This window comes from Streptomyces sp. WAC 06738, from assembly GCF_003945505.1.
In the GTDB taxonomy this organism is placed as follows: domain Bacteria; phylum Actinomycetota; class Actinomycetes; order Streptomycetales; family Streptomycetaceae; genus Streptomyces.
The window spans coordinates 1395739-1417256 of record NZ_CP029618.1 but is presented as its reverse complement, the minus strand read 5'-3'; the positions used below and the strand labels follow the sequence as shown (position 1 = coordinate 1417256).

Sequence of the window (21518 nt, the reverse complement as noted above, 5' to 3'; positions counted from 1 at the left end):
GCGCGGGGGCGGAAGCGGTAGGGTCGGCAGTGGTCGGGGATTCCCAGTCAGAGCACCGGTCGATGAAGGACCGGCGTACCAACGAGGAGATCGGTTCGTGACGATCCGCGTAGGCATCAACGGCTTCGGCCGCATCGGCCGCAACTACTTCCGCGCCATCCTGGAGCAGGGTGCGGACATCGAGGTCGTGGCGTTCAACGACCTGGGTGACGCCGCGACCATCGCACACCTGCTGAAGTACGACACGCTGCTCGGCAAGCTCAAGGCCGAGGTGAGCCACACCGCCGACGCCATCACCGTCGACGGCCGCCCCATCAAGATGCTCGCCGAGCGCGACCCGGCGAACCTGCCCTGGGGCGACCTGGGCGTGGACGTGGTGATCGAGTCCACCGGCATCTTCACCAAGTCCGAGGACGCCAAGAAGCACCTGGACGCCGGGGCGAAGAAGGTCATCATCTCCGCGCCCGCCAAGGGCGAGGACATCACCATCGTGATGGGGGTCAACGAGGACTCCTACGACCCGGCCGCCCACCACATCATCTCCAACGCCTCGTGTACGACGAACTGCGTCGCGCCGATGGCGAAGGTGCTGGACGAGAACTTCGGCATCGTGCAGGGCATGATGACCACCGTCCACGCCTACACCAACGACCAGCGCATCCTGGACTTCCCGCACAAGGACCTGCGCCGCGCCCGCGCCGCCGCCGAGAACATCATCCCGACCACCACCGGCGCCGCGAAGGCCACCGCGCTCGTCCTGCCGCAGCTCAAGGGCAAGCTGGACGGCATCGCCATGCGCGTGCCGGTGCCCACCGGCTCCGTCACCGACCTGGTGGTCGAGCTGAGCCGCGAGGTCACCAAGGACGAGGTCAACGCCGCGTACCAGAAGGCCGCCGAGGGCCAGCTCAAGGGCATCCTGGAGTACACCGAGGACCCGATCGTCTCCTCGGACATCGTCAACACCGCGCCGTCCTGCACCTTCGACTCCCTGCTGACCATGGCGCAGGGCAAGCAGGTCAAGATCGTCGGCTGGTACGACAACGAGTGGGGCTACTCCAACCGTCTGGTCGACATCACCACCTTCGTCGGCGAGCGCCTCTGAGGCGGCGCGGCCGCCCGGCCGGGGGGCCGCGGCTCCCCGGGCGGCTCACCCCCGCCGGGGCCCGGCCGCCGCACGGCGGCGGGCCCCGCCCGTTCCGACGACCAGGCCGTCGCGCGCGCCGCTCCGCGGCGGCGCGCGGGCGGTGTCAGCAGTGATGCAGGAGTCTCCATGAAGACGCTCGACGACCTCCTCGGCGAAGGCATCGCCGGCAAGCGGGTCTTCGTCCGCGCGGACCTCAACGTGCCGCTGGACGGCACCACCATCACCGACGACGGCCGCATCCGCGCCGTCGTCCCGACGATCGCCAAGCTGGCCGAGGCCGGCGCCCGGGTGGTCGTCGCCTCCCACCTCGGCCGCCCCAAGGGGGCGCCGGACCCGGCGTTCTCGCTCGCGCCGGTGGCGCGCCGGCTGGGCGAACTGCTCGGGGACTCCGCGAAGAAGACGGAGTTCGCCACGGACACCGTGGGCGAGAGCGCGAAGGCCACCGTCGCCGGGCTCGGCGACGGCGAGGTCACGCTCCTCGAAAACCTGCGGTTCAACCCCGGCGAGACCGCGAAGGACGACGCCGAGCGCGGCGCGTTCGCGGACGAGCTGGCCCAACTGGCCGACGTGTACGTGGGCGACGGCTTCGGCGCCGTCCACCGCAGGCACGCCTCGGTGTACGACCTGCCCGCCCGGCTGCCGCACTACGTCGGCTACCTGATCGCCGCCGAGGTGGGCGTCCTGCGCAAGCTCACCGAGGACGTCGCGCGGCCGTACGCGGTCGTGCTCGGCGGCGCCAAGGTCTCCGACAAGCTCGGGGTCATCGACCACCTGCTGGAGAAGGCCGACCGCATCCTCATCGGCGGCGGCATGGCGTACACCTTCCTCAAGGCCAAGGGGTACGAGGTCGGCTCCAGCCTGCTCCAAGAGGAGCAGGTGCCCGCGGTCCGCGAGTACCTGGCGCGGGCCGAGAAGCTCGGCGTGGAGTTCGTGCTCCCCGTCGACGTGGTCGCCGCCCGGGAGTTCCCGGACGTCAAGGCGCAGGCGCCGACCGAGCCCGTGACCGTGCCGGCAGACGCCGTCCCCGCCGACGTGATGGGTCTCGACATCGGCCCGGCGTCCGGCCGGCTCTTCGCCTCGAAGATCGCCGACGCCGCCACGGTCTTCTGGAACGGGCCGATGGGCGTGTTCGAGCACCCCGACTACGCCGAGGGCACCCGCGCGGTCGCGCAGGCCCTGGTGGACAGCTCCGCGTTCACCGTCGTCGGCGGCGGTGACAGCGCCGCCGCCGTCCGCATCCTGGGCTTCGACGAGAATGCGTTCGGCCACATCTCGACCGGTGGCGGCGCCAGCCTCGAATACCTCGAGGGCAAGACGCTCCCCGGCCTCGCCGCACTGGAGGACTGACCCGTAACGATGAACGACAAGCCGACCCGTATCCCGTTCATGGCGGGCAACTGGAAGATGAACCTCAACCACCTTGAGGGCATCGCGCACGTCCAGAAGCTCGCCTTCGCGCTCCACGACAAGGACTACGAGGCCGTCGAGGTGGCCGTCCTGCCGCCGTACACCGATCTGCGCTCGGTGCAGACGCTCGTGGACGGCGACAAGCTCAAGATCAAGTACGGCGCCCAGGACATCTCGCCGCACGACGCCGGCGCGTACACGGGCGACATCTCGGGCCCGATGCTGGCCAAGCTCCACTGCACGTACGTCGTCGTCGGCCACTCCGAGCGGCGGCAGTACCACGGCGAGGACGACGCGCTCGTCAACGCGAAGGTCAAGGCCGCGTTCAAGTACGGCATCACGCCGATCCTCTGCATCGGCGAGGGCCTGGAGGTGCGCAAGGCCGGCGAGCAGGTCGCGTACACCCTGGCGCAGCTCGACGGGGCGCTGAAGGGCGTCAACGCGGCGGACGCGGAGAGCATCGTCGTCGCGTACGAGCCGGTGTGGGCCATCGGCACCGGCGAGGTCGCCACGCCTGAGGACGCGCAGGAGGTCTGCGGCGCGATCCGGCAGCGGCTGGCGGAGCTGTACAGCGAGGAGGTGGCGGCCGCGGTGCGCATCCAGTACGGCGGCTCCGTCAAGAGCGGCAACGTCGCGGCGATCATGGCGCAGCCCGACGTGGACGGCGCGCTGATCGGCGGCGCTTCGCTGGACGCCGACGAGTTCGTCAAGATCGTCCGCTTCCGGGACCAGTGAGGTCCGCGGTCCCGGGCCCCTTCCCGCCGACCGGGGAGTAGGCCCGGGCCGCCTGTTCGTCGTAGGCTGTCGGGGGCCGGTCACGCAGGATGACCGCACCGGCCGTGTTTCGTGTCCGTCCGTCACCGAGAGAGTTGGAAAAGCCGTGACCGTAGGGTTCTCCATCGCCCTGATCATCTTCAGCGGGCTGCTGATGATGCTCGTCCTCATGCACAAGGGCAAGGGCGGCGGCCTGTCCGACATGTTCGGCGGCGGCATGCAGTCCTCCGTCGGCGGCTCCTCCGTCGCCGAGCGCAACCTGGACCGGATCACCGTGGTCGTCGGCCTGATCTGGTTCGCCATCATCGTCGTGCTGGGCCTGCTGATGAAGTTCGACGGCTGAGCCACCACGGCGACTGGCGGTACGTAGACTAGGGCGCCCGCGGCGGGGTCGCCGACGATGCCTCGCCGCATTTCACGCAGGGAGTTACGACCGTGGCAAGTGGCAACGCGATCCGTGGAAGCCGGGTCGGCGCCGGGCCGATGGGGGAGGCGGAGCGAGGCGAGTCAGCGCCGCGCCTGCGCGTCTCCTTCTGGTGCTCCAACGGGCACGAGACCCGACCCAGCTTCGCCACCGACGCGCAGATCCCGGACAGTTGGGACTGCCCGCGCTGTGGTTTCCCGGCGGGCCAGGACCGGGACAACCCGCCGGACCCGCCGCGCACCGAGCCGTACAAGACGCACCTCGCGTACGTGCGCGAGCGGCGCAGCGACGCCGACGGCGAGGCCATCCTCGCCGAGGCCCTCGCCAAGCTCCGCGGCGAGATCTGACCCCGGCCGAGCTCGCGGGCGGCCCCCGGCCCTGCCGAGCCGCCCGAGCCGCGCCGGCGGCACTCTCCTTCTTCCCCCCGGCACCGGCAGCAGTACCGGCTCCACCGGCAGCGCGCCGTCGCGCGCGCCGGGCCGTCACGCCGCAGGACCGGCCGCCCAGATCTGAGGCGGCGGATAGGGCAACCGCCCGAGGTGCCCCGGGCACCCGCGTACCTACGGTCCCGGCATGCGATCCGAGACCACCCACCCGCGGCAGACCGCCGCACCCGCCTGGCGCGGCGGCTTCGGACGGCTGTGGGCCGCCGCCGTCGTCTCCCGCTTCGGCGACGCCCTGCGGGGCGCCGCGCTGCCGCTGCTCGCCGTCGAGCTGACCGACTCCGCCCTGCTCGTCGCGCTCGTCACCGCCTGCGGCTTCCTGCCCTGGCTGCTCTTCGGGCTCATCGGCGGCGCCCTCGCGGACCGGGTCGACCAGCGGCGCGCGATGTGGATCACGGACGTGCTGCGCGGACTCCTCATGGCCGCGTTCGCGCTCGCGGTATGGCAGGAGCGGGCCGGGATCGCCCTGCTCCTCGTCCTCGCCTTCGCGCTCACCGCGCTCCAGACGGTCTTCGACAACGCCGCCACCGCCCTGCTGCCCGCCGTCGTGCCCACCGCAGCCCTCGGCACCGCGAACGGGCGGCTGCTGGCCGGCCAGGAGGCCGTGCACCGCTTCGCCGGTACGCCGCTGGTGCCCGTGCTCGTCGGCGCCGGGGCGGCCGTGCCGTACGCCGTGGACGCCGTCTCGTACCTGCTGGCCGCCGTCCTGGTCGCCGGCCTCCCGCAGCGTCGGCGGCCCGCCGCCCAGCGGCCCCGGACGCCGCTGCGCCGGGACGTCGCCGACGGGCTGCGCGCCCTGTGGACGGAACCGGTGCTCCGGGGCGTCTGCGCGGCCACCGTCGTCGCCAACACGGGCTTCGGCGCCCTCGTCGCCACCCTCGTGCTGCACCTGACCGGCTGGCTCGGCGCGGGCACCACCGGCTACGCCCTCGCGCTCACCGCGTACGGCATCGGCAGCGTCAGCGGCGGCATGGCCGCGGGCCGGGTCGCCGCCGCCCTCGGCGCCCCGCGCACCCTGGTCTGGGCGGGCCTCGCCCAGGCGGCGTGCCTGACCGCCTTCGGCACGGTACGCAGCCTGCCCGCGGCCGGCGCCGCGCTCGCCGTCCTCGGCTTCGCCGGCATGCTCTGGACCGCCACCGAGATCACCGTCCTGCAGCGGCGCAGCCCCGCCGGGGCCATCGGCCGGACGAGCGCCGCGTTCCGTACCCTGTCGATCTCCGTGGTGCCGCTCGGTGCCGTGCTCGGCGGGGTGCTCGCCGGCTCCCTCGGAGAGAACACCCCGGCGCTGGCCGCCGCCGTCCTCACCGCCCTCGGGGTGGCCGCGCTCGGACCGGCGGCGCGCTCCGGGATCAATTAGGTTGGACGGCATGGCCGACACCACGTCACGCACCAGGCTCGACCAGACCCCCGAGTGGCACGCACTCGCCAAGCACCGCGAGGAGTTCGGCGCCACGCACCTGCGCGAGCTGTTCGCCGCCGACCCCGAGCGCGGCCGCCGGTACACGCTCCGCGTCGGCGACCTCTATCTGGACTACTCCAAGCACCTCGTCACCGACGAGACCCTGCGCCTGCTGCGCGAACTGGCCGCCGCGACCGGTGTCGCCGAGCTGCGCGACGCCATGTTCCGCGGCGAGAAGATCAACATCACCGAGGACCGGGCCGTGCTGCACACCGCGCTGCGCGCGCCCAGCGCCGAGACCGTCGAGGTGGACGGCGTGGACGTGGTGCCCGGCGTGCACCACGTGCTGACCCGGATGACCACCTTCGCCGACCGGGTCCGCTCGGGCGACTGGCGCGGCCACACCGGCAAGCCGGTGCGCGCCGTCGTCAACGTCGGCATCGGCGGCTCCGACCTGGGCCCGGCCATGGCGTACGAGGCGCTGCGCGCGTACACCCAGCGGGATCTGACCGTCCGCTTCGTCTCCAACGTCGACGGCGCCGACCTGCACGAGGCCGTGCGGGACCTCGACCCCGAGACCACGCTCTTCGTCATCGCCTCCAAGACCTTCACCACCATCGAGACGATCACCAACGCCACCGCCGCGAAGCGCTGGCTGCTGGCGGGCCTCGGCGCCGGCGACGAGGCGGTCGCCAAGCACTTCGTCGCCCTGTCGACCAACGCGGCGAAGGTCGCCGAGTTCGGCATCGACACGGACAACATGTTCGAGTTCTGGGACTGGGTCGGCGGGCGCTACTCGTACGACTCGGCCATCGGCCTGTCCCTCATGGTCGCCATCGGCCCGGTCGCCTTCCGCGAGATGCTGGCCGGCTTCCGGCTCGTCGACGAGCACTTCCGCACCGCGCCGCCGGAGGAGAACGCGCCGCTGCTGATGGGCCTCCTCGGCATCTGGTACGGCAACTTCTTCGACGCGCAGTCGCACGCCGTGCTCCCGTACAGCCACTACCTGTCGAAGTTCACCGCCTACCTCCAGCAGCTCGACATGGAGTCCAACGGCAAGGCCACCGACCGCGGCGGCGAGCGCGTCGGCTGGCAGACCGGGCCCGTGGTCTGGGGCACGCCCGGCACCAACGGCCAGCACGCGTACTACCAACTGCTCCACCAGGGCACCAAGATGATCCCCGCCGACCTGATCGGCTTCGCCCGGCCGGTCCCCGAGCTGGGCGAGCTGACCGGGCAGCACGACCTGCTCATGGCCAACCTCTTCGCCCAGGGACAGGCGCTCGCCTTCGGCAAGACGGCGGCGGAGGTGGCGGCCGAGGGCGTACCCGAGGCGCAGGTGCCGCACCGGACGTTCCCGGGCAACCACCCGACGACGACGATCCTGGCCGACGGCCTGACGCCCTCGGTGCTGGGGCAGCTCGTCGCGCTCTACGAGCACAAGGTCTTCGTCCAGGGCGCGGTGTGGGACATCGACTCCTTCGACCAGTGGGGCGTCGAGCTGGGCAAGGTGCTGGCCAAGCGGCTGGAGCCGGCGCTGGCGGACGGCACGGAGGTCCCCGGCCTCGACGGCTCGACCCTCGCGCTGGTCGACGCCTACCGGGCGCTGCGCGGGCGGTGACGCACTGAGGGCCGCCGAACGGCGCTGACCTGCGGCGTTCGGCGGCGTTCTGCTGGCGGGGCGGGGTTCCGCGCGGCAGCCTGGAGAGATGCGGTGGCTGCGCGGGACCTCCTACTGGGTCGCGGGGGGCTTTCTGGCGGGCGCCACCGCCGTGGACATCGCGGCCGCGCAGGGCCACACGATGGAGGCCCTGTTCGCCGTGGTGCCGGTGTTCGTCGCGGTCAACGGCACGCGCCGGGCGATCCTCGTCGCCGGTGCCGGCGCGCTGATCCTCGGCACCGCGCTGAGCTGGTGGAACTTCAGGCAGCTCGATCTCGGCTTCTGGTCGGGCATCCTCGCCATCGGCTGCGCCACCGTGGTCGGGCTCGTCGTGTACCGCGAGCGCCTCGCCCGCGAGCGGCGGCTCACCAGCGTCATCCGGGTCGCCAACGTCGTACAGCAGGCCCTGCTGCCCGCGCCGCCCGCCCGCGCCGGGCCGCTGGAGGTGGCGCACTCGTACCGCTCCGCCGCCGACGAGGCGATGATCGGCGGCGACTTCTACAAGGTGCTCACCACCCGCTGGGGCGTCCGGGTCCTCATCGGCGACGTGCGCGGCAACGGCCTCGGCGTCGTCCGCACCACCGGCATGGCCATCGGCGTCTTCCGCGAGGCCGCGCACGAGGAGCCGGAGCTGGACCGGATCGCCGCCCGCATGGACCGCAGCCTCGCGCGCGACGGCGGCCCCGAGGACTTCGCCACCGTGCTGCTGCTGACGATCTCCGCGGAGGGCCTCTGCCGGGCCCTCAACCACGGCCACCCCCCGCCGCTGCTGCGCAGCGCAGCGGGCCGCGTCCGCGAGGCCGACCTGCACGGCGGGCCGCCGCTGGGTCTCGGTCTGTCGCGGTCCCTCCAGGACGTGGAGGAGACCACCATGGCGCTCGCCGAGGGCGACGAGCTGCTGCTGGCCACCGACGGCGTGCTGGAGGCGCGCAGCGCGGCGGGCGAGTTCTTCCCGCTGGCGGAGCGCTACGCCCGCGCGCCGCGCGAGCGCCCGCCGGCCGACGTTCTGGCCGCGCTGCGGCACGACCTCGCGGACTGGGCGCCCGACCTGCACGACGACTCGGCGCTGGTGCTGCTCCGCTACGCCCCGCGGCGGATCCGGCCCGCGTAGCGGGCCTCCAGGGCGGCGTTGTGCGCGTCGCCCTCGGGGATGTTCGCCGACAGGTACACCGGCGGCGTCACGCCGCGCTCCAGCAGCAGCCGGATCGCCTCGGCCACGACCTGCTGCACGAGCAGGGCGCCGGTGATCGACGACACCGCGCAGGCCGTGCCGCCGCCGGGCAGGGTGAGGACGGAGTCGCCGAAGGGGGCGCCGTTGTCGAGCACCACGTCGGCGTGGTCGGCCAGCCGCTTGCCCGAGGGGTGGCGGGACTCGGCGCGGGCGCCGTGGGAGAGCGAGGTGACGGCGACGAGCGGGTGCCCCTGCTCCTTCACGACGGCGGCCATCTCCACGACGCAGCCGTTGATGCCGGAGTTCGAGGCGATGACGAAGGCGTCGGCGGGGTGCGGCGCGGCCAGCTCGTACAGCCGGCGGGCGGTCGCGGGGTCGCGCTCCAGCTTGGCGTCGGAGAGCAGCGCCGGGGGCTCGCCGCCGTAGATCACGAGATCCCGCAGGGCGATCTTGTTCGTCGGTACGAAGCCGCCGGCGCGGCCGGCGATCTCGGTCGCCAGCGACTCGGAGTGCCCGGTGCCGAACGCCTGGATCACGCCGTCGCCGCCCAGCGCGTCCGCGAACACCGTCGCGGCGGCGCCGACCTCGGCGCGCTGCCCCTCGGCGACCCGCCGGAGTGAGGTCAGGGCCGCGGCGGTGAAGGCGGCCGCGCTGATCGGCTTGAGGGTCATCGGTGCTCCCGGGAGTGGTCTGGACAACAGGCCGTACGCGGGGTCAATCTCAGGCAGTGGCGCGCGGTGCGTCAAGGGCGCGGTGCGGGGCCGACCACCGGGAGCGGGCAGTGGAGAAGCTGGTCATCGGCATCGACGTGGGCGGGACGAGGATCCGCGCGGCGCTCGCACGCTCGGCGGGCGGCGGAGTGCTGCGGACGGCGTCGGCGGGGGCGGGAAACCCGCGCTCGGTGCCGCCCGAGGTGCTGGCGTCCCGGCTGGCGGCGTGCGTGGCGCCGCTGGCGGAGGCGGCGGAGGCGCCGGGCACGGGACGGATCGCGGCGGTGGTCGCGGGCGTCGCCGGTGCGGAGCCCCGCAACCCGGACGACGCGGGCACGCGGGTGGCGCACGCGGCGCTGCGCACGGCGCTGCGCCAGGGCGGGGTCCGGCCGGTGCCGCTGCAGATCCGCGGCGACACGGAGATCGCCTTTGCGGCCGGCCCGGACGCACCGTCGGAGGGGGTCGTGGCCATCGCCGGCACGGGCGCGTGCGCGGCCCGGATCAGGGACCGGCGGCAGACGGCGACGATCGACGGCCATGGCTGGCTCCTGGGCGACGAGGGCAGCGGCTTCTGGATCGCCCGGCAGGCGCTGCGAGCGGCGCTGCGGTCCCTGGACGGCAGGGGCCCGGCGACGGCGCTGGCGGGGCTGCTGACGGCGGCGACGGGCGGAGGAGAGCCGGGGGAGCGGGGCGCAGGCGCGACTGCTGTGCGGGCGGCGGCCGACCCGGTGGTCCGGATCGCGCTGGTGGATGCCGGGTTCGCGGGGGCGCCGGTGGAGATCGCGCGGCTGTGCCCGGTGGTCGTACGGGCCGCTGCGGCCGGTGACACGGTGGCCGGGGCGATCCTCGACGAAGCCGCGGACCACCTCGCGGAGACGGTCGCCGTGCTCGCCCCCGCGCCCGGCGAGCCCCTGGTGACCACCGGCGCGCTCCTCGCCCCCGCGGGCCCCCTCCTGCCCCGCTTCACGGCCCGCATGCGCCCGTACGACGTGACCCCGGCCCCGGTTCCGGACGGCCTGGCGGGCGCCGTGGCGCTGGCCCGGACGATGCTCTGACGCGAGCCCTCACCCGCGCGTACCGCTGCCCGTCTCCCGCGGCGCCCGCGCGCTACGGCGACGCCGGCGGGTACAGGGCCGGGGGGAGCAGGGCCGCGGCGGGGCGGTCCAGCAGCCAGAGAGTGCGGGTCCGGCCGCGGGCGCCCGCCGCCGGTGTCTGGATCTCCCCCGCGCCCGACAGCGCCATCGCCGCCGCCCGCGCCTTGTCCTCGCCCGCCGCCAGCAGCCACACCTCCCGCGCCGCCCGGATCGCCGGCAGCGTCAGCGAGATCCGCGTCGGCGGCGGCTTCGGCGCCCCGTGGACGCCGACGACCGTGCGCTCCGTCTCCCGTACCCCCGGCAGCTCGGGGAAGAGCGACGCGACGTGCGTGTCCGGGCCCACGCCCAGCAGCAGCACGTCGAACGCCGGGACCGGCCCGTGGTCCTCCGGCCGGGCCGCGGCGGCCAGTTCGCGCGCGTACGCCGCCGCCGCCGCGTCCGCGTCGGCGCCGAACTCCGCCTGCGCCGCCGGCATCTCGTGCACCCGCGCGGGGTCGAGCGGCACCGCGTCCAGCAGCGCCTCCCTGGCCTGGGTCGCGTTGCGGTCGGGGTGGTCCGCGGGCAGGAAGCGCTCGTCGCCCCACCACAGGTCCAGCCGCGACCAGTCGACCGCGTCCCGGGCCGGGGCGGCGGCGAGCGCCGCCAGCAGGCCGTTGCCGTTGCGGCCGCCCGTGAGCACGACCGACGCCGCGCCCCGGGCGGACTGCGCGTCCACGACCTTCGTGATCAGCCGGGCGGCGGCCGCCTCGGCCATCAGCTCCTTGTCGCGGTGGACGACGATCTGCGGCGTGCTCACGGCGCCCCGTTCACGACGACTTCGCCGAGGAGGACTTCGCCGCGGCCTTCTTCGCCGGCTGCTTCTTCGGCGCCGCCTTCTTCGCGGTCCCGGCCCCGGCTTCCGCCTCCGCCTCCGCTACGTCGGCCTCCACGGCCCCCGCGGGCGCCAGCCGCTCCACGCCGTACGCCACCGCCTGCGCGTACGCCTCGTCCGGGTCGAGACGCCGCAGCTCCTCCGCGATCAGCTCCGCCGTCGTGCGCCGCTTGAGCGCCACGTGCCGCTCCGGCTGCCCCGGCACCGCCAGCTCCGCCAGCGCGCCGTTCGGCCGGTCGAGGCAGATCACGCCGTCCGTCGTCAGCAGCCGCACCGCGGTCAGCCCCGGGCCCGGCGAGCCGGTGCGCTCCACCGGCACCCGCAGCCGTTCGGCCAGCCACAGCGCCAGCAGCTCCGAGGAGGGGTTGTACTCCTCGCCCTCCACCACCGCCGACTCGATGGCCGCGTGCCGCTGGTCCAGCGCCGCCGCGAGCATGCTGCGCCACGGCGTGATCCGCGTCCACGCCAGGTCGGTGTCCCCGGGCGCGTACGCCGTGGCCCGCTGCCGCAGCGCGCCGACCGGGTCCTCGCAGGCCGCCGCGTCCGTGATGCGGCGGGTGGCGAGCCGGCCGAGCAGGTCCTCCGCAGGGTTCTCCGGCGCGTCCTCCGGCCACCAGACCACCACCGGCGCGTCCGGCAGCAGCAGCGGCAGCACGACGCTCTCCGGGTGCCCCGCCAGCTCGCCGTGGAGCCGGAGGAGCACCGTCTCGCCGGTGTCCGTCTCGTTGCCGACGCGCACCTCCGCGTCCAGCCGCGCCAGCGCCCGCTCGCGCGGGGAGCGCCCCGGCCGCTTGATGACGACCAGGATCCGCGACGGGTGCTCCTTGGACGCCTGGCTGGCGGCCTTGAGCGCGTCGTAGTGGTTGCCCTCGTCGGTGACTATCACCAGCGTGAGCACCATCCCGACCGCCGGCGTGCCGGTGGACCGCCGGGCGCCCACGAGCGCGGCGTTGATCTGGGCCGAGGTGGTCTCGGTGAGGTCGATGTTCATGGCCGCCGCCAGCTCCGTCCGTCTCGTGCCAGCATCTCGTCCGCCGCCTTCGGCCCCCAGGTGCCCGCGGTGTACGACGCGGGCTTGCCGTGCCTGGCCCAGTGCTCCTCGATCGGGTCGAGGATCTTCCAGGACAGCTCGACCTCCTGGGGCCGCGGGAAGAGGTTCGCGTCGCCGAGGAGCACGTCCAGCAGCAGCCGCTCGTACGCCTCGGGGCTGGACTCGGTGAAGGACTCGCCGTAGGCGAAGTCCATCGTCACGTCCCGCACCTCCATCGACGTGCCCGGCACCTTGGAGCCGAACCGCACGGTGATGCCCTCGTCCGGCTGGACGCGGATCACCAGGGCGTTCTGGCCCAGCTCCATCGTGTCGGTGGTGTCGAACGGCAGGTGCGGCGCCCGCTGGAAGACGACGGCGATCTCCGTCACCCGGCGGCCGAGCCGCTTGCCGGCGCGCAGGTAGAACGGCACACCCGCCCAGCGGCGGTTGTCGATCTCCAGCTTGATCGCGGCGTAGGTGTCGGTCCCGGAGTGCGGGTCGATGCCCTCTTCCTCCAGGTAGCCGCGGACCTTCTCGCCGCCCTGCCAGCCGGCCGTGTACTGCGCCCGTACGGTGTGCCGGCCCAGGTCCTCCGGCAGCCGCACCGACTCCAGCGCCTTGGTCTTCTCCGCCACCAGCGCCTGCGCGTCGAAGGCCGTCGGCTCCTCCATCGCGGTGAGCGCCAGCAGTTGCAGCAGGTGGTTCTGGATGACGTCACGGGCGGCGCCGATGCCGTCGTAGTAGCCGGCGCGGCCGCCGATGCCGATGTCCTCGGCCATGGTGATCTGCACGTGGTCCACGTACGACCGGTTCCAGATCGGCTCGAACATCGTGTTGGCGAAGCGGAGCGCCAGGATGTTCTGGACGGTCTCCTTGCCGAGGTAGTGGTCGATGCGGAAGACCTGGTCGGGCTCGAAGACCTCGTGGACGATCCGGTTGAGCTCCTCCGCGCTCTTCAGGTCGTGCCCGAAGGGCTTCTCGATGACCGCGCGCCGCCAGGAGTCGCCGGCCGGGTCGGCCAGGCGGTGCTCCTTGAGCTGCTGGACGACCAGCGGGAAGAACTTCGGCGGCACCGAGAGGTAGAAGGCGAAGTTGCCGCCGGTGCCGCGTGCCTTGTCCAGGTCCTCGACGGTGGTGCGCAGCCGCTCGAACGCCTCGTCGTCGTCGAAGTCGCCCTGGACGAACCGGAAGCCCTCGGAGAGCTGCTGCCACACCTCCTCGCGGAACGGCGTGCGCGCGTGCTCCTTGACCGAGTCGTGGACGACCTGCGCGAAGTCCTCGTCCTCCCAGTCGCGGCGGGCGAAGCCGACCAGGGAGAAGCCGGGCGGCAGCAGCCCCCGGTTCGCCAGGTCGTACACGGCGGGCATCAGCTTCTTGCGCGACAGGTCGCCGGTGACGCCGAAGATCACCAGGCCCGAGGGGCCCGCGATCCGCGGCAGCCGCCGGTCCTGCGGGTCCCGCAGCGGGTTGGTCTCAGGGCCGGTCACCGTCGATTACGCCCCCTTCGGTACACGGCGCTCCAGCTCCTGCCGCGTGGAGTCGAGCAGGTCGGTCCAGGACTTCGCGAACTTCTCCACGCCCTCGTCCTCCAGCAGGCCGACCACCTCGTCGTACGAGATGCCCACCTTCTCCAGGGCGTCGAGGTCGGCACGGGCCCCGGCGTACGTGCCGCGCACCGCGTCGCCCTCGATCCCGCCGTGGTCGGCGACGGCGTGCAGCGTGGACTCCGGCATCGTGTTGACCGTCCCCGGGGCGACCAGGTCGTCCACGTAGAGCGTGTCCTTGTACGCCTTGTCCTTCACGCCCGTCGACGCCCACAGGGGGCGCTGCTTGTGGGCGCCGGCCTTCTCCAGCGCGAGCCAGCGGTCCGAGGAGAAGACCTCCTCGTACGCCTCGTAGGCGAGCCGGGCGTTGGCGACGGCGGCCTTGCCGCGCAGCGCCTTCGCCTCGTCGGTGCCCAGGGCGTCGAGCCGCTTGTCGACCTCGGTGTCCACGCGGGAGACGAAGAACGAGGCGACCGAGCGGATCTCCGCCAGGTCCAGGCCCGCGGCCTTCGCCTGCTCCAGGCCGGCGAGGAACGCGTCCATCACCTCGCGGTAGCGCTCCAGGGAGAAGATCAGCGTGACGTTGACGCTGATGCCCTTGCCGAGCACCTCCGTGATGGCGGGCAGCCCGGCGCGGGTGGCGGGGATCTTCACGAACATGTTGGGCCGGTCCACCAGCCAGGCAAGCTGCTTGGCCTCGGCGACGGTGGCGGCCGTGTGGTGGGCGAGGCGCGGGTCGACCTCGATGGAGACCCGGCCGTCCTGGCCCTCGGTGGCGTCGAACACCGGGCGGAGCACGTCGGCCGCGTCGCGTACGTCGGCCGTCGTGATCATGCGGACGGCCTCCTCGACGGTGACGCCGCGGGTGGCGAGGTCCGTGAGCTGGCCGTCGTAGCCGTCGCCCGCCGAGATGGCCTTCTGGAAGATCGTGGGGTTGGTGGTCACGCCCACGACGTGGCTCTCGTCGATCAGTTCGGCGAGGTTGCCGGACGTGATGCGCTTGCGGGACAGGTCGTCGAGCCAGATCGCGACGCCTTCACCGGAGAGGCGCTCGAGTGCGTCGGTCATCGGTATTGCATCTCCTGACATCGTGTCGTCTGTAACCGTCAGCGACTTCCGGCCCGCAGGGATTCCCGGGCGGCGTCGGCGACGGCGTCGGCGGTGAGCCCGTACTCGCGGAACAGGACCTTGTAGTCGGCGGAGGCGCCGAAGTGCTCCAGGGAGACGACGCGTCCGGCGTCCCCGACGAAGCGCCGCCACGTCATCCCGACGCCCGCCTCCACCGCCACCCGGGCCTTGACCGCGGGCGGCAGCACCGCGTCGCGGTACTCCTGCGGCTGCTCGTCGAACCACTCCACGGACGGCATCGAGACCACCCGCACCGGCACGCCCTCGGCCTGCAGCAGCTCGCGGGCGGCGACCGCGAGCTGCACCTCGGAGCCGGTGCCGATGAGGATGACCTGCGGCTCGGTGTCCTCGCCGCCGGGGCCCTCGGCCTCGAACATCACGTAGCCGCCGCGGGCGGTGTCGTCGTTGGCCTCGTACGTCGGCACGCCCTGCCTGGTCAGTGCCAGGCCGTGCGGGGCGCCGACGCCGTACTCCTTGGTGTAGCGGCGCAGTATCTCGCGCCAGGCGATGACCGTCTCGTTGGCGTCCGCCGGGCGGACCACGTTCAGCCCGGGGATCGCGCGGAGGCTCGTCAGGTGCTCGACCGGCTGGTGGGTCGGGCCGTCCTCGCCGAGGCCGACGGAGTCGTGCGTCCACACGTACGTCACCGGCAGGTGCATGAGCGCCGACAGCCGCACCGCGTTGCGCATGTAGTCGGAGAAGACCAGGAACGTGCCGCCGTAGACACGGGTGTTGCCGTGCAGCGTGATGCCGTTCATGGCGGCGGCCATGGCGTGCTCGCGGATCCCGTTGTGGACGGTCCTGCCGTACGGGTCGGCGCCGGGCAGCGGGTTGTCCGCGGGCAGGAACGAGGCCGAGCCGGGGATGGTGGTGTTGTTGGAGCCGGCGAGGTCGGCCGAGCCGCCCCAGAGTTCCGGCACCACCGGGCCGAGCGCCTTCAGCACCTCACCCGACGCCTTGCGGGTGGCGACGGCCTTGCCGGCCGGGAACGACGGCAGCTTGTCCGCCCAGCCCGCGGGCAGTTCGCCCGCGCGGATCCGGTCGAACTCCGCGGCGCGCTCGGGGTGGGCCTCCCGCCAGGCGGTGAACTGCTTGTCCCACTTGGCGTGCGCCTCCGCGCCGCGCGCGCCCAGCGCGCGGGCGTGCGCGAGCACGTCACCGTCGACCTCGAAGTGCCGCTCGGGGTCGAAGCCGAGGACCCGCTTGGTCGCGGCGACCTCCTCCGCGCCCAGCGCCGAGCCGTGCGCGGCCTCGGTGTTCTGCGCGTTCGGCGCCGGCCAGGCGATGATCGAGCGGGCGGCGATGAACGACGGCCGGTCGGTGACGGCCTTGGCCTCCTGGAACGCCCGGTACAGCGCCTCGGGGTCGAGGTCGCCGTTCGGCTTCTGCGCGACGCGCTGGACGTGCCAGCCGTACGCCTCGTAGCGCGCGACGGTGTCCTCGGAGACGGCGGCGGCGGTGTCGCCCTCGATGGAGATGTGGTTGTCGTCCCAGAGCAGTATGAGGTTGCCCAGCTTCTGGTGGCCGGCCAGCGAGGACGCCTCGTGCGAGATGCCCTCCTGGAGGCAGCCGTCGCCCGCGATCACCCAGATGTGGTGGTCGAACGGGGAGGTGCCGGCGGGGGCGTCGGGGTCGAAGAGGCCGCGCTCGTAGCGCGCGGACATCGCCATGCCGACGGCGTTGGCGACGCCCTGGCCGAGCGGCCCGGTCGTCGTCTCGACGCCGGCGGTGTGCCCGTACTCGGGGTGCCCGGGGGTCTTGGAGCCCCAGGTGCGGAACGCCTCCAGGTCGGCCAGCTCAAGGCCGAACCCGCCCAGGTAGAGCTGGGTGTAGAGGGTCAGGCTGGAGTGGCCGGCGGAGAGGACGAAGCGGTCCCGGCCGGTCCACTGCGGGTCGGCGGGGTCGTGCCGCATCACCTTCTGGAAGAGCGTGTACGCGGCGGGGGCCAGGCTCATCGCCGTGCCGGGGTGGCCGTTGCCGACCTTCTGTACGGCGTCCATTGCCAGAACGCGAGCGGTGTCCACCGCGCGGTCGTCCAGTTCGTTCCACTCGAAGTCGGTGGTCGGCTGCGTGCTCACCCTTGTTCAGGGCTCCTCTCTCCACGGTCGGGAACTCCGGCGACCGGAAAGCACCGGGCGCCTTCGAGCCTATCCCGCTGAAATCCAGAGTGCCGTTGCCGGGCCGGTCGCGCCTGCCGGACGGCACCCGCGCGTACGGGCCCCGGGGCCGGTGCGGGCGGCCCCAACACGGGGCACCCCCCGCGCGGGGGGCCGATACGCAGCGTCTACAGTGACGACGTACAGAATCCCTTGACCCCGAGCAGAGGTGTCCGTGACGGCCGTCGAATCCCGACCCGCAGGGGTGCTCGGGCAGGGCACTGCGCACCGGCCGGCCGGTGCCCGGGTCAAGGCGTTCGTGGCGCTGACCAAGCCGCGCATCATCGAGCTGCTGCTCATCACCACCGTTCCGGTGATGTTCCTGGCCGCCGAGGGCGTGCCCGACCTGTGGCTGGTGCTCGCCACCTGTATCGGCGGCTATCTGTCCGCCGGCGGTGCCAACGCGCTGAACATGTACCTGGACCGGGACATCGACGCGCTGATGCACCGCACCGAGCAGCGGCCGCTGGTGACCGGGATGGTCCGGCCCGCCGAGGGGCTGGCCTTCGGCCTGGCCCTGACGGTGGTCTCGACCGTGTGGTTCGCCACACTCGTCAACCCGCTGTCGGCGGCGCTCGCGCTCGGCGCGAACCTCTTCTACGTCCTCGTCTACACGATGCTGCTGAAGCGGCGCACCTCGCAGAACATCGTCTGGGGCGGCATCGCCGGCTGCATGCCGGTCGCCATCGGCTGGTCCGCGGTGACGAACTCCGTCTCCTGGGCGTCGCTGATCCTCTTCCTGGTGATGTTCTTCTGGACGCCGCCGCACTACTGGCCGCTGTCGATGAAGGTCAAGGACGACTACGCGCGCGTCAAGGTGCCGATGCTGCCGGTGGTGGCGTCGAACAAGGTCGTGGCGCGGCAGATCGTCGCCTATAGCTGGGTGATGGTCGCCGTCTCCCTGCTGCTGTGGCCGCTGGGCTACACCGGCTGGTTCTACCCGGTGGTGGCCGCGGTGCTCGGCGCGGTGTGGCTGCGCGAGGCGCACGGGCTGCTGCGGCGGGCGAAGAGCGGGGTCGTGGGCGCGAAGCTCAAGGAGATGCGGCTCTTCCACTGGTCGATCACCTATGTGTCGCTGCTGTTCATCGCGGTGGCCGTGGACCCCTTCCTGCGCTGAGTCCCTTCCTGTGCCGACTTACCGGCGGGTAGCATCTGCGGCATGAGCAACGACGACCGCAGGACCCGCAAGCTCACCCGGCAGATCGAATCCTTCGCCGGCCGCCACGGCGGCGCGCGGGGACAGGTCGCGTACCTCGGCGAGCCGGGTGCCCGGCTGGTGCTGGTCGGGGCGGACGGCACGTGGGGCGACCTGGTGGCGCCGAGCATGCGCAGCGCGACGGCGGCGGCGGAGGCCGCCGGGGTGGCGCTGCAGGAGGACTTCGACGGCGACCTGGCGGCGGGGGTACGGACCGGCCCGTACGAATGGACGCGGATGGCCGGAATCCAGGTCGGCGGCCAGGCCAACCCGGCTGCGCCGGGCAGCGAGCCCGAAGCGGAGCCGGCCGCGGTGGGCGAGGAGGCGACGGCCTCCGGCGGGGGAGCCGAGCAGAGCGAACCGTCCGCGCCCGAGCCGGCTCAGTCGGCGGGGGAGGCCGGCACGGACGCTGCCGGGAGTACGGAAGGCGGCGGCGTGAAGTCCGGGGACGGCCTCGCTGTGGGAGCCCGTGGTGACGCCGGGGCGGGTAGCGCAGAGGACGGCGGGGAGAAGGGTTCCTGACCTCCACCCCGTGGGTGGTCCCCGTCCCGCCGGAGGCGTTCGGTGCTACGAGGCCGTGGAGCCCACCGGCCGCACCTCAGCCGGCGTCGCCGCCGGAGGCGAAGCCGCGGGCGCCACCTCCGGCCGGTGGCGCAGCGAGACCACCACCCGCAGCACCGCGATCCACACCAGCGTCGAACCGAACAGGTGGATCATGACCAGGAATTCGGGCACGTCGGTCAGGTACTGCGCGTAGCCGACGACGGCTTGCGACATCAGCACCCAGAACAGGTCCCGGGTCCGGGATAGCGGCCCCGGCGGGCCGTCGACGAGCTTCAGCGTCACCCAGATCGCGATCGTCAGGGCGACCACCGCCCACGCCGTGAACGAGTGCACCTTCGCCGCGTGGTCCCAGCTGATCCACCCCATCCGGGGCACGTCGCTGGAGTCGCCCGCGTGCGGCCCGGTGCCGGTCACGACGGTGCCCGCGGCCAGCAGCAGGACGGACACCGCCACCAGCGCCCGGGTGAGCCGGCGCACCACGGCGCCGACGAGCAGGTCGGGCCCGCCGTCGCCCTCGCGGGCGCGGTGCCAGGTGAGGTACGTGATCGTGATCAGCCCGGTGGCGAGCAGGAAGTGGGCGGCGACGGTGTACGGGTTGAGCTCCGTGAGCACCGCGGCACCGCCGAGGACGGCGTTGCCCATGACCACCCAGAACTGCACCCAGCCCAGCCGCGTCAGCTCGCGGCGCCACGGCTTGGTGGCGCGGGCGGCGACGATGGCCCAGCCGACGGCGGCGCACAGCACGTACGTGAGCAGCCGGTTGCCGAACTCGATGGCGCCGTGCACGCCCATCTCGGACGTCGCCAGGAGGCTGTCGTTCGAGCACTTGGGCCACGTGTCGCAGCCGAGCCCGGAGCCGGTCAGCCGGACGGCGCCCCCGGTGACGACGATGACGATGCTCATCAGCAGTGCGGAGAGCGTCGCGCGCTGGACCGTCTTCTGCGTCGGGGTCCAGCGCTCGGCGATGAGGGCGAGGGGGTTCTGCACGGCGCCTATCGTATGCCGCCCCTTGTGCGCGGTTTCACGAGGGGGGAGCCGCCCGTTTCCGTACGCCCGTAGAACCCGGCCGGGTCACTCCCAGCGGAAGAACCGCGCGGCGGCGGCGAGTCCCAGCACCGCCCAGCCGGCCAGCAGCCCGACCTCGCCCCACGGCATGCCGCCGCCGTCCTGGAGCACGCCCCGCAGCCCGTCCGAGAGGGCCGCGACGGGCAGCACTTCGAGCACCGCGCGGGCGCCGTCGGGGAACTTCTCCAGCGGCACGATCACGCCGCCCGCCACCAGCAGCAGGACGAAGACGAGGTTCGCCGCGGCGAGCGTCGCCTCCGCGCGCAGCGTGCCGGCCATCAGCAGCCCCAGGCCGGAGAACGCGGCCGTGCCCAGCGCGACGAGCAGCACCACGGCGAGCGCGCCGCCGGCGCCGCCGCGCGGCGACCAGCCGAGCGCCAGCGCGATGGCGGTCAGGAGCACGAGTTGCAGCGCGATCGTGGCCAGCACCGCCGCCGCCTTCGCCGCCATCAGCCCGGCGCGCGGCAGCGGCGAGGCGCCGAGCCGCTTCAGCACGCCGTAGCGGCGGTCGAAGCCGGTGCCGATGGCCTGGCCGGTGAAGGCGGTGGCCAGGACGGCGAGCGCGATGGCGCCGGGGGCGAGGAAGTCGACGCGCTGGCCGGGTCCCGTGTCGACGACGTCGACCGTGCTGAAGAGCAGCAGCAGCACGGCCGGGATGATCATGGTGAGGAGTACCTGCTCGCCGTTGCGCAGGAGCAGCCGCGTCTCCAGTCCCGCCTGCGCGGCGACCATGCGGCGCAGCGGCGCCGCTCCGGGACGGGGCGCGTGGACACCCGTCCCCGCCTGCCGAGCACTCATGCGCGCAGATCCTTCCCCGTCAGCTCCAAGAAGACGTCCTCCAGCGTGCGCCGCTCCACCGTCATCTGCTCCGGCAGCACCCCGTTCTGCGCGCACCAGGTCGTGACCGTGGCCAGCAGCTCCGGATTGATCTCACCGGTTATCCGGTACGAGCCCGGGGCCAGCTCCAGCGCCGCGGTCTCCGCCGGCAGCGCCTTCAGCAGCGAGCCGAGGTCGAGCCCCGCGCGGCCGGTGAAGCGCATGGTGTTCTCCGCGCCGCCGCGGCACAGCTCGTCGGGAGCGCCCTCGATCAGCAGCCGGCCGCCGTCGATGATCGCGACCTTGTCGGAGAGCTGTTCCGCCTCGTCCATGTGGTGGGTGGTGAGCACCACGGACACCCCGTCGGCGCGCAGCTCGCGGATCAGCTCCCAGGTGGCGCGGCGGGCCTGCGGGTCGAGGCCCGCCGTCGGCTCGTCGAGGAAGACCAGCTCGGGGCGGCCGACGACGGCCATGGCGAGCGCGAGGCGCTGCTGCTGGCCGCCGGAGAGCCGGCGGTAGGGCGTGCGGCCGCAGGAGCCGAGGCCCAGCCGCTCGATGAGCGCGACGACGTCCAGGGGGTGGGCGTGCAGCCGGGCGACGTGCCGCAGCATCTCCTCGGCGCGGGCGGCGGGGTAGACGCCGCCGGACTGCAGCATCACGCCGACCCGGGGGCGCAGCTCGGCGGCGTCGGCGAGGGGGTCGCGGCCGAGGACGCGGACGGTGCCGGCGTCCGGACGGCGGTAGCCCTCGCAGACCTCCACGGTGGTCGTCTTGCCCGCGCCGTTGGGGCCGAGGACGGCGGTGACGTCGCCGCGGGCGGCGGTCAGGTCGAGCCCGGCGACGGCGGTCTTCCCGCCGTACCGCTTGACGAGGCCGGACACCGCGACGGCCGCGTCGGTGGAGGGCTGTTGCATGAGTGCGAG

Annotated in this window: 20 protein-coding genes; 11 read left to right on the top strand and 9 right to left on the bottom strand. The window is 73.4% G+C overall.

All coding sequences use genetic code 11. The features are described 5' to 3' along the window. Positions 1-97 precede the first annotated feature (97 nt). From gap to DMB38_RS05865, 8 genes are all read left to right on the top strand, one after another. Positions 98-1102, top strand: a complete 1005-nt coding sequence (gene gap / locus DMB38_RS05900; RefSeq protein ID WP_125934248.1) for a type I glyceraldehyde-3-phosphate dehydrogenase — start codon at positions 98-100, stop codon at positions 1100-1102. A gap of 168 nt (positions 1103-1270) precedes the next feature. Next, positions 1271-2491, top strand: coding sequence for a phosphoglycerate kinase (locus DMB38_RS05895; RefSeq protein WP_125934247.1), 1221 nt, complete (start codon positions 1271-1273; stop codon positions 2489-2491). A gap of 9 nt (positions 2492-2500) precedes the next feature. Beyond that, a complete protein-coding gene (gene tpiA, locus DMB38_RS05890) occupies positions 2501-3286 on the top strand; it encodes a triose-phosphate isomerase (protein WP_125934246.1) in 786 nt (261 codons plus the stop codon). Between the two features lie 145 nt (positions 3287-3431). Next, complete coding sequence (gene secG / locus DMB38_RS05885) at positions 3432-3668, top strand: preprotein translocase subunit SecG (protein WP_125934245.1); 237 nt, start codon at positions 3432-3434, stop codon at positions 3666-3668. 92 nt (positions 3669-3760) lie between these two features. Beyond that, complete coding sequence (locus DMB38_RS05880) at positions 3761-4096, top strand: RNA polymerase-binding protein RbpA (protein ID WP_078560063.1); 336 nt, start codon at positions 3761-3763, stop codon at positions 4094-4096. Positions 4097-4322: 226 nt separating this feature from the next. Then, entirely contained in the window at positions 4323-5549 is a 1227-nt protein-coding gene (locus tag DMB38_RS05875) for an MFS transporter (protein WP_125934244.1), read from the top strand. Positions 5550-5559: 10 nt separating this feature from the next. Next, positions 5560-7212, top strand: coding sequence for a glucose-6-phosphate isomerase (gene pgi / locus DMB38_RS05870; RefSeq protein ID WP_125934243.1), 1653 nt, complete (start codon positions 5560-5562; stop codon positions 7210-7212). 88 nt (positions 7213-7300) lie between these two features. Next, complete coding sequence (locus DMB38_RS05865; protein WP_125934242.1) at positions 7301-8362, top strand: PP2C family protein-serine/threonine phosphatase; 1062 nt, start codon at positions 7301-7303, stop codon at positions 8360-8362. Here DMB38_RS05865 and DMB38_RS05860 read toward each other — a convergent pair. Beyond that, a complete protein-coding gene (locus DMB38_RS05860; RefSeq protein ID WP_125934241.1) occupies positions 8332-9093 on the bottom strand; it encodes an SIS domain-containing protein in 762 nt (253 codons plus the stop codon). The two genes, DMB38_RS05865 and DMB38_RS05860, sit on opposite strands and share 31 nt — an antisense overlap. A 110-nt stretch (positions 9094-9203) precedes the next feature. Here DMB38_RS05860 and DMB38_RS05855 point away from each other — a divergent pair, with 110 nt between their 5' ends. Next, positions 9204-10187, top strand: a complete 984-nt coding sequence (locus DMB38_RS05855) for a BadF/BadG/BcrA/BcrD ATPase family protein (protein ID WP_125934240.1) — start codon at positions 9204-9206, stop codon at positions 10185-10187. A 52-nt stretch (positions 10188-10239) separates the two neighbouring features. Here the strand turns inward: DMB38_RS05855 and pgl are convergent, their stop codons facing one another. The 5 genes from pgl to tkt are packed head-to-tail and all read right to left on the bottom strand — an operon-like array spanning position 10240 to position 16877. Then, positions 10240-11022, bottom strand: a complete 783-nt coding sequence (pgl, locus tag DMB38_RS05850; RefSeq protein ID WP_125934239.1) for a 6-phosphogluconolactonase — start codon at positions 11020-11022, stop codon at positions 10240-10242. Positions 11023-11032: 10 nt separating this feature from the next. Next, a complete protein-coding gene (gene opcA, locus DMB38_RS05845; RefSeq protein ID WP_125934238.1) occupies positions 11033-12088 on the bottom strand; it encodes a glucose-6-phosphate dehydrogenase assembly protein OpcA in 1056 nt (351 codons plus the stop codon). Next, positions 12085-13614 carry a glucose-6-phosphate dehydrogenase gene (gene zwf, locus DMB38_RS05840; protein ID WP_125934237.1) on the bottom strand — a complete coding sequence of 510 codons (1530 nt, stop codon included), beginning with the start codon at positions 13612-13614 and terminating at the stop codon, positions 12085-12087. Before zwf ends, opcA begins: the two co-directional genes overlap by 4 nt. Before the next feature lie 6 nt (positions 13615-13620). After that, positions 13621-14739, bottom strand: a complete 1119-nt coding sequence (tal, locus tag DMB38_RS05835) for a transaldolase (RefSeq protein WP_125934236.1) — start codon at positions 14737-14739, stop codon at positions 13621-13623. 38 nt (positions 14740-14777) lie between these two features. Then, complete coding sequence (gene tkt, locus DMB38_RS05830; protein WP_125934235.1) at positions 14778-16877, bottom strand: transketolase; 2100 nt, start codon at positions 16875-16877, stop codon at positions 14778-14780. A gap of 253 nt (positions 16878-17130) precedes the next feature. Between tkt and DMB38_RS05825 the strand changes: the two genes are divergently transcribed. Further along, entirely contained in the window at positions 17131-18072 is a 942-nt protein-coding gene (locus DMB38_RS05825) for a heme o synthase (RefSeq protein ID WP_125934234.1), read from the top strand. A 42-nt stretch (positions 18073-18114) separates the two neighbouring features. Then, positions 18115-18672, top strand: coding sequence for a hypothetical protein (locus DMB38_RS37645; RefSeq protein WP_125934233.1), 558 nt, complete (start codon positions 18115-18117; stop codon positions 18670-18672). A gap of 45 nt (positions 18673-18717) precedes the next feature. On the opposite strand, the gene DMB38_RS05815 is transcribed toward DMB38_RS37645, so the two are convergent. The 3 genes from DMB38_RS05815 to DMB38_RS05805 form a co-directional block, all read right to left on the bottom strand. After that, positions 18718-19701 (bottom strand): COX15/CtaA family protein, encoded by a 984-nt coding sequence (locus DMB38_RS05815; RefSeq protein WP_125934232.1) that lies wholly within the window; start codon positions 19699-19701, stop codon positions 18718-18720. Between the two features lie 84 nt (positions 19702-19785). Further along, complete coding sequence (locus DMB38_RS05810) at positions 19786-20577, bottom strand: ABC transporter permease (RefSeq protein ID WP_125934231.1); 792 nt, start codon at positions 20575-20577, stop codon at positions 19786-19788. Further along, a complete protein-coding gene (locus DMB38_RS05805; RefSeq protein ID WP_125934230.1) occupies positions 20574-21509 on the bottom strand; it encodes an ABC transporter ATP-binding protein in 936 nt (311 codons plus the stop codon). The genes DMB38_RS05810 and DMB38_RS05805 overlap by 4 nt, the downstream gene beginning before the upstream one ends. Positions 21510-21518: the final 9 nt, after the last annotated feature.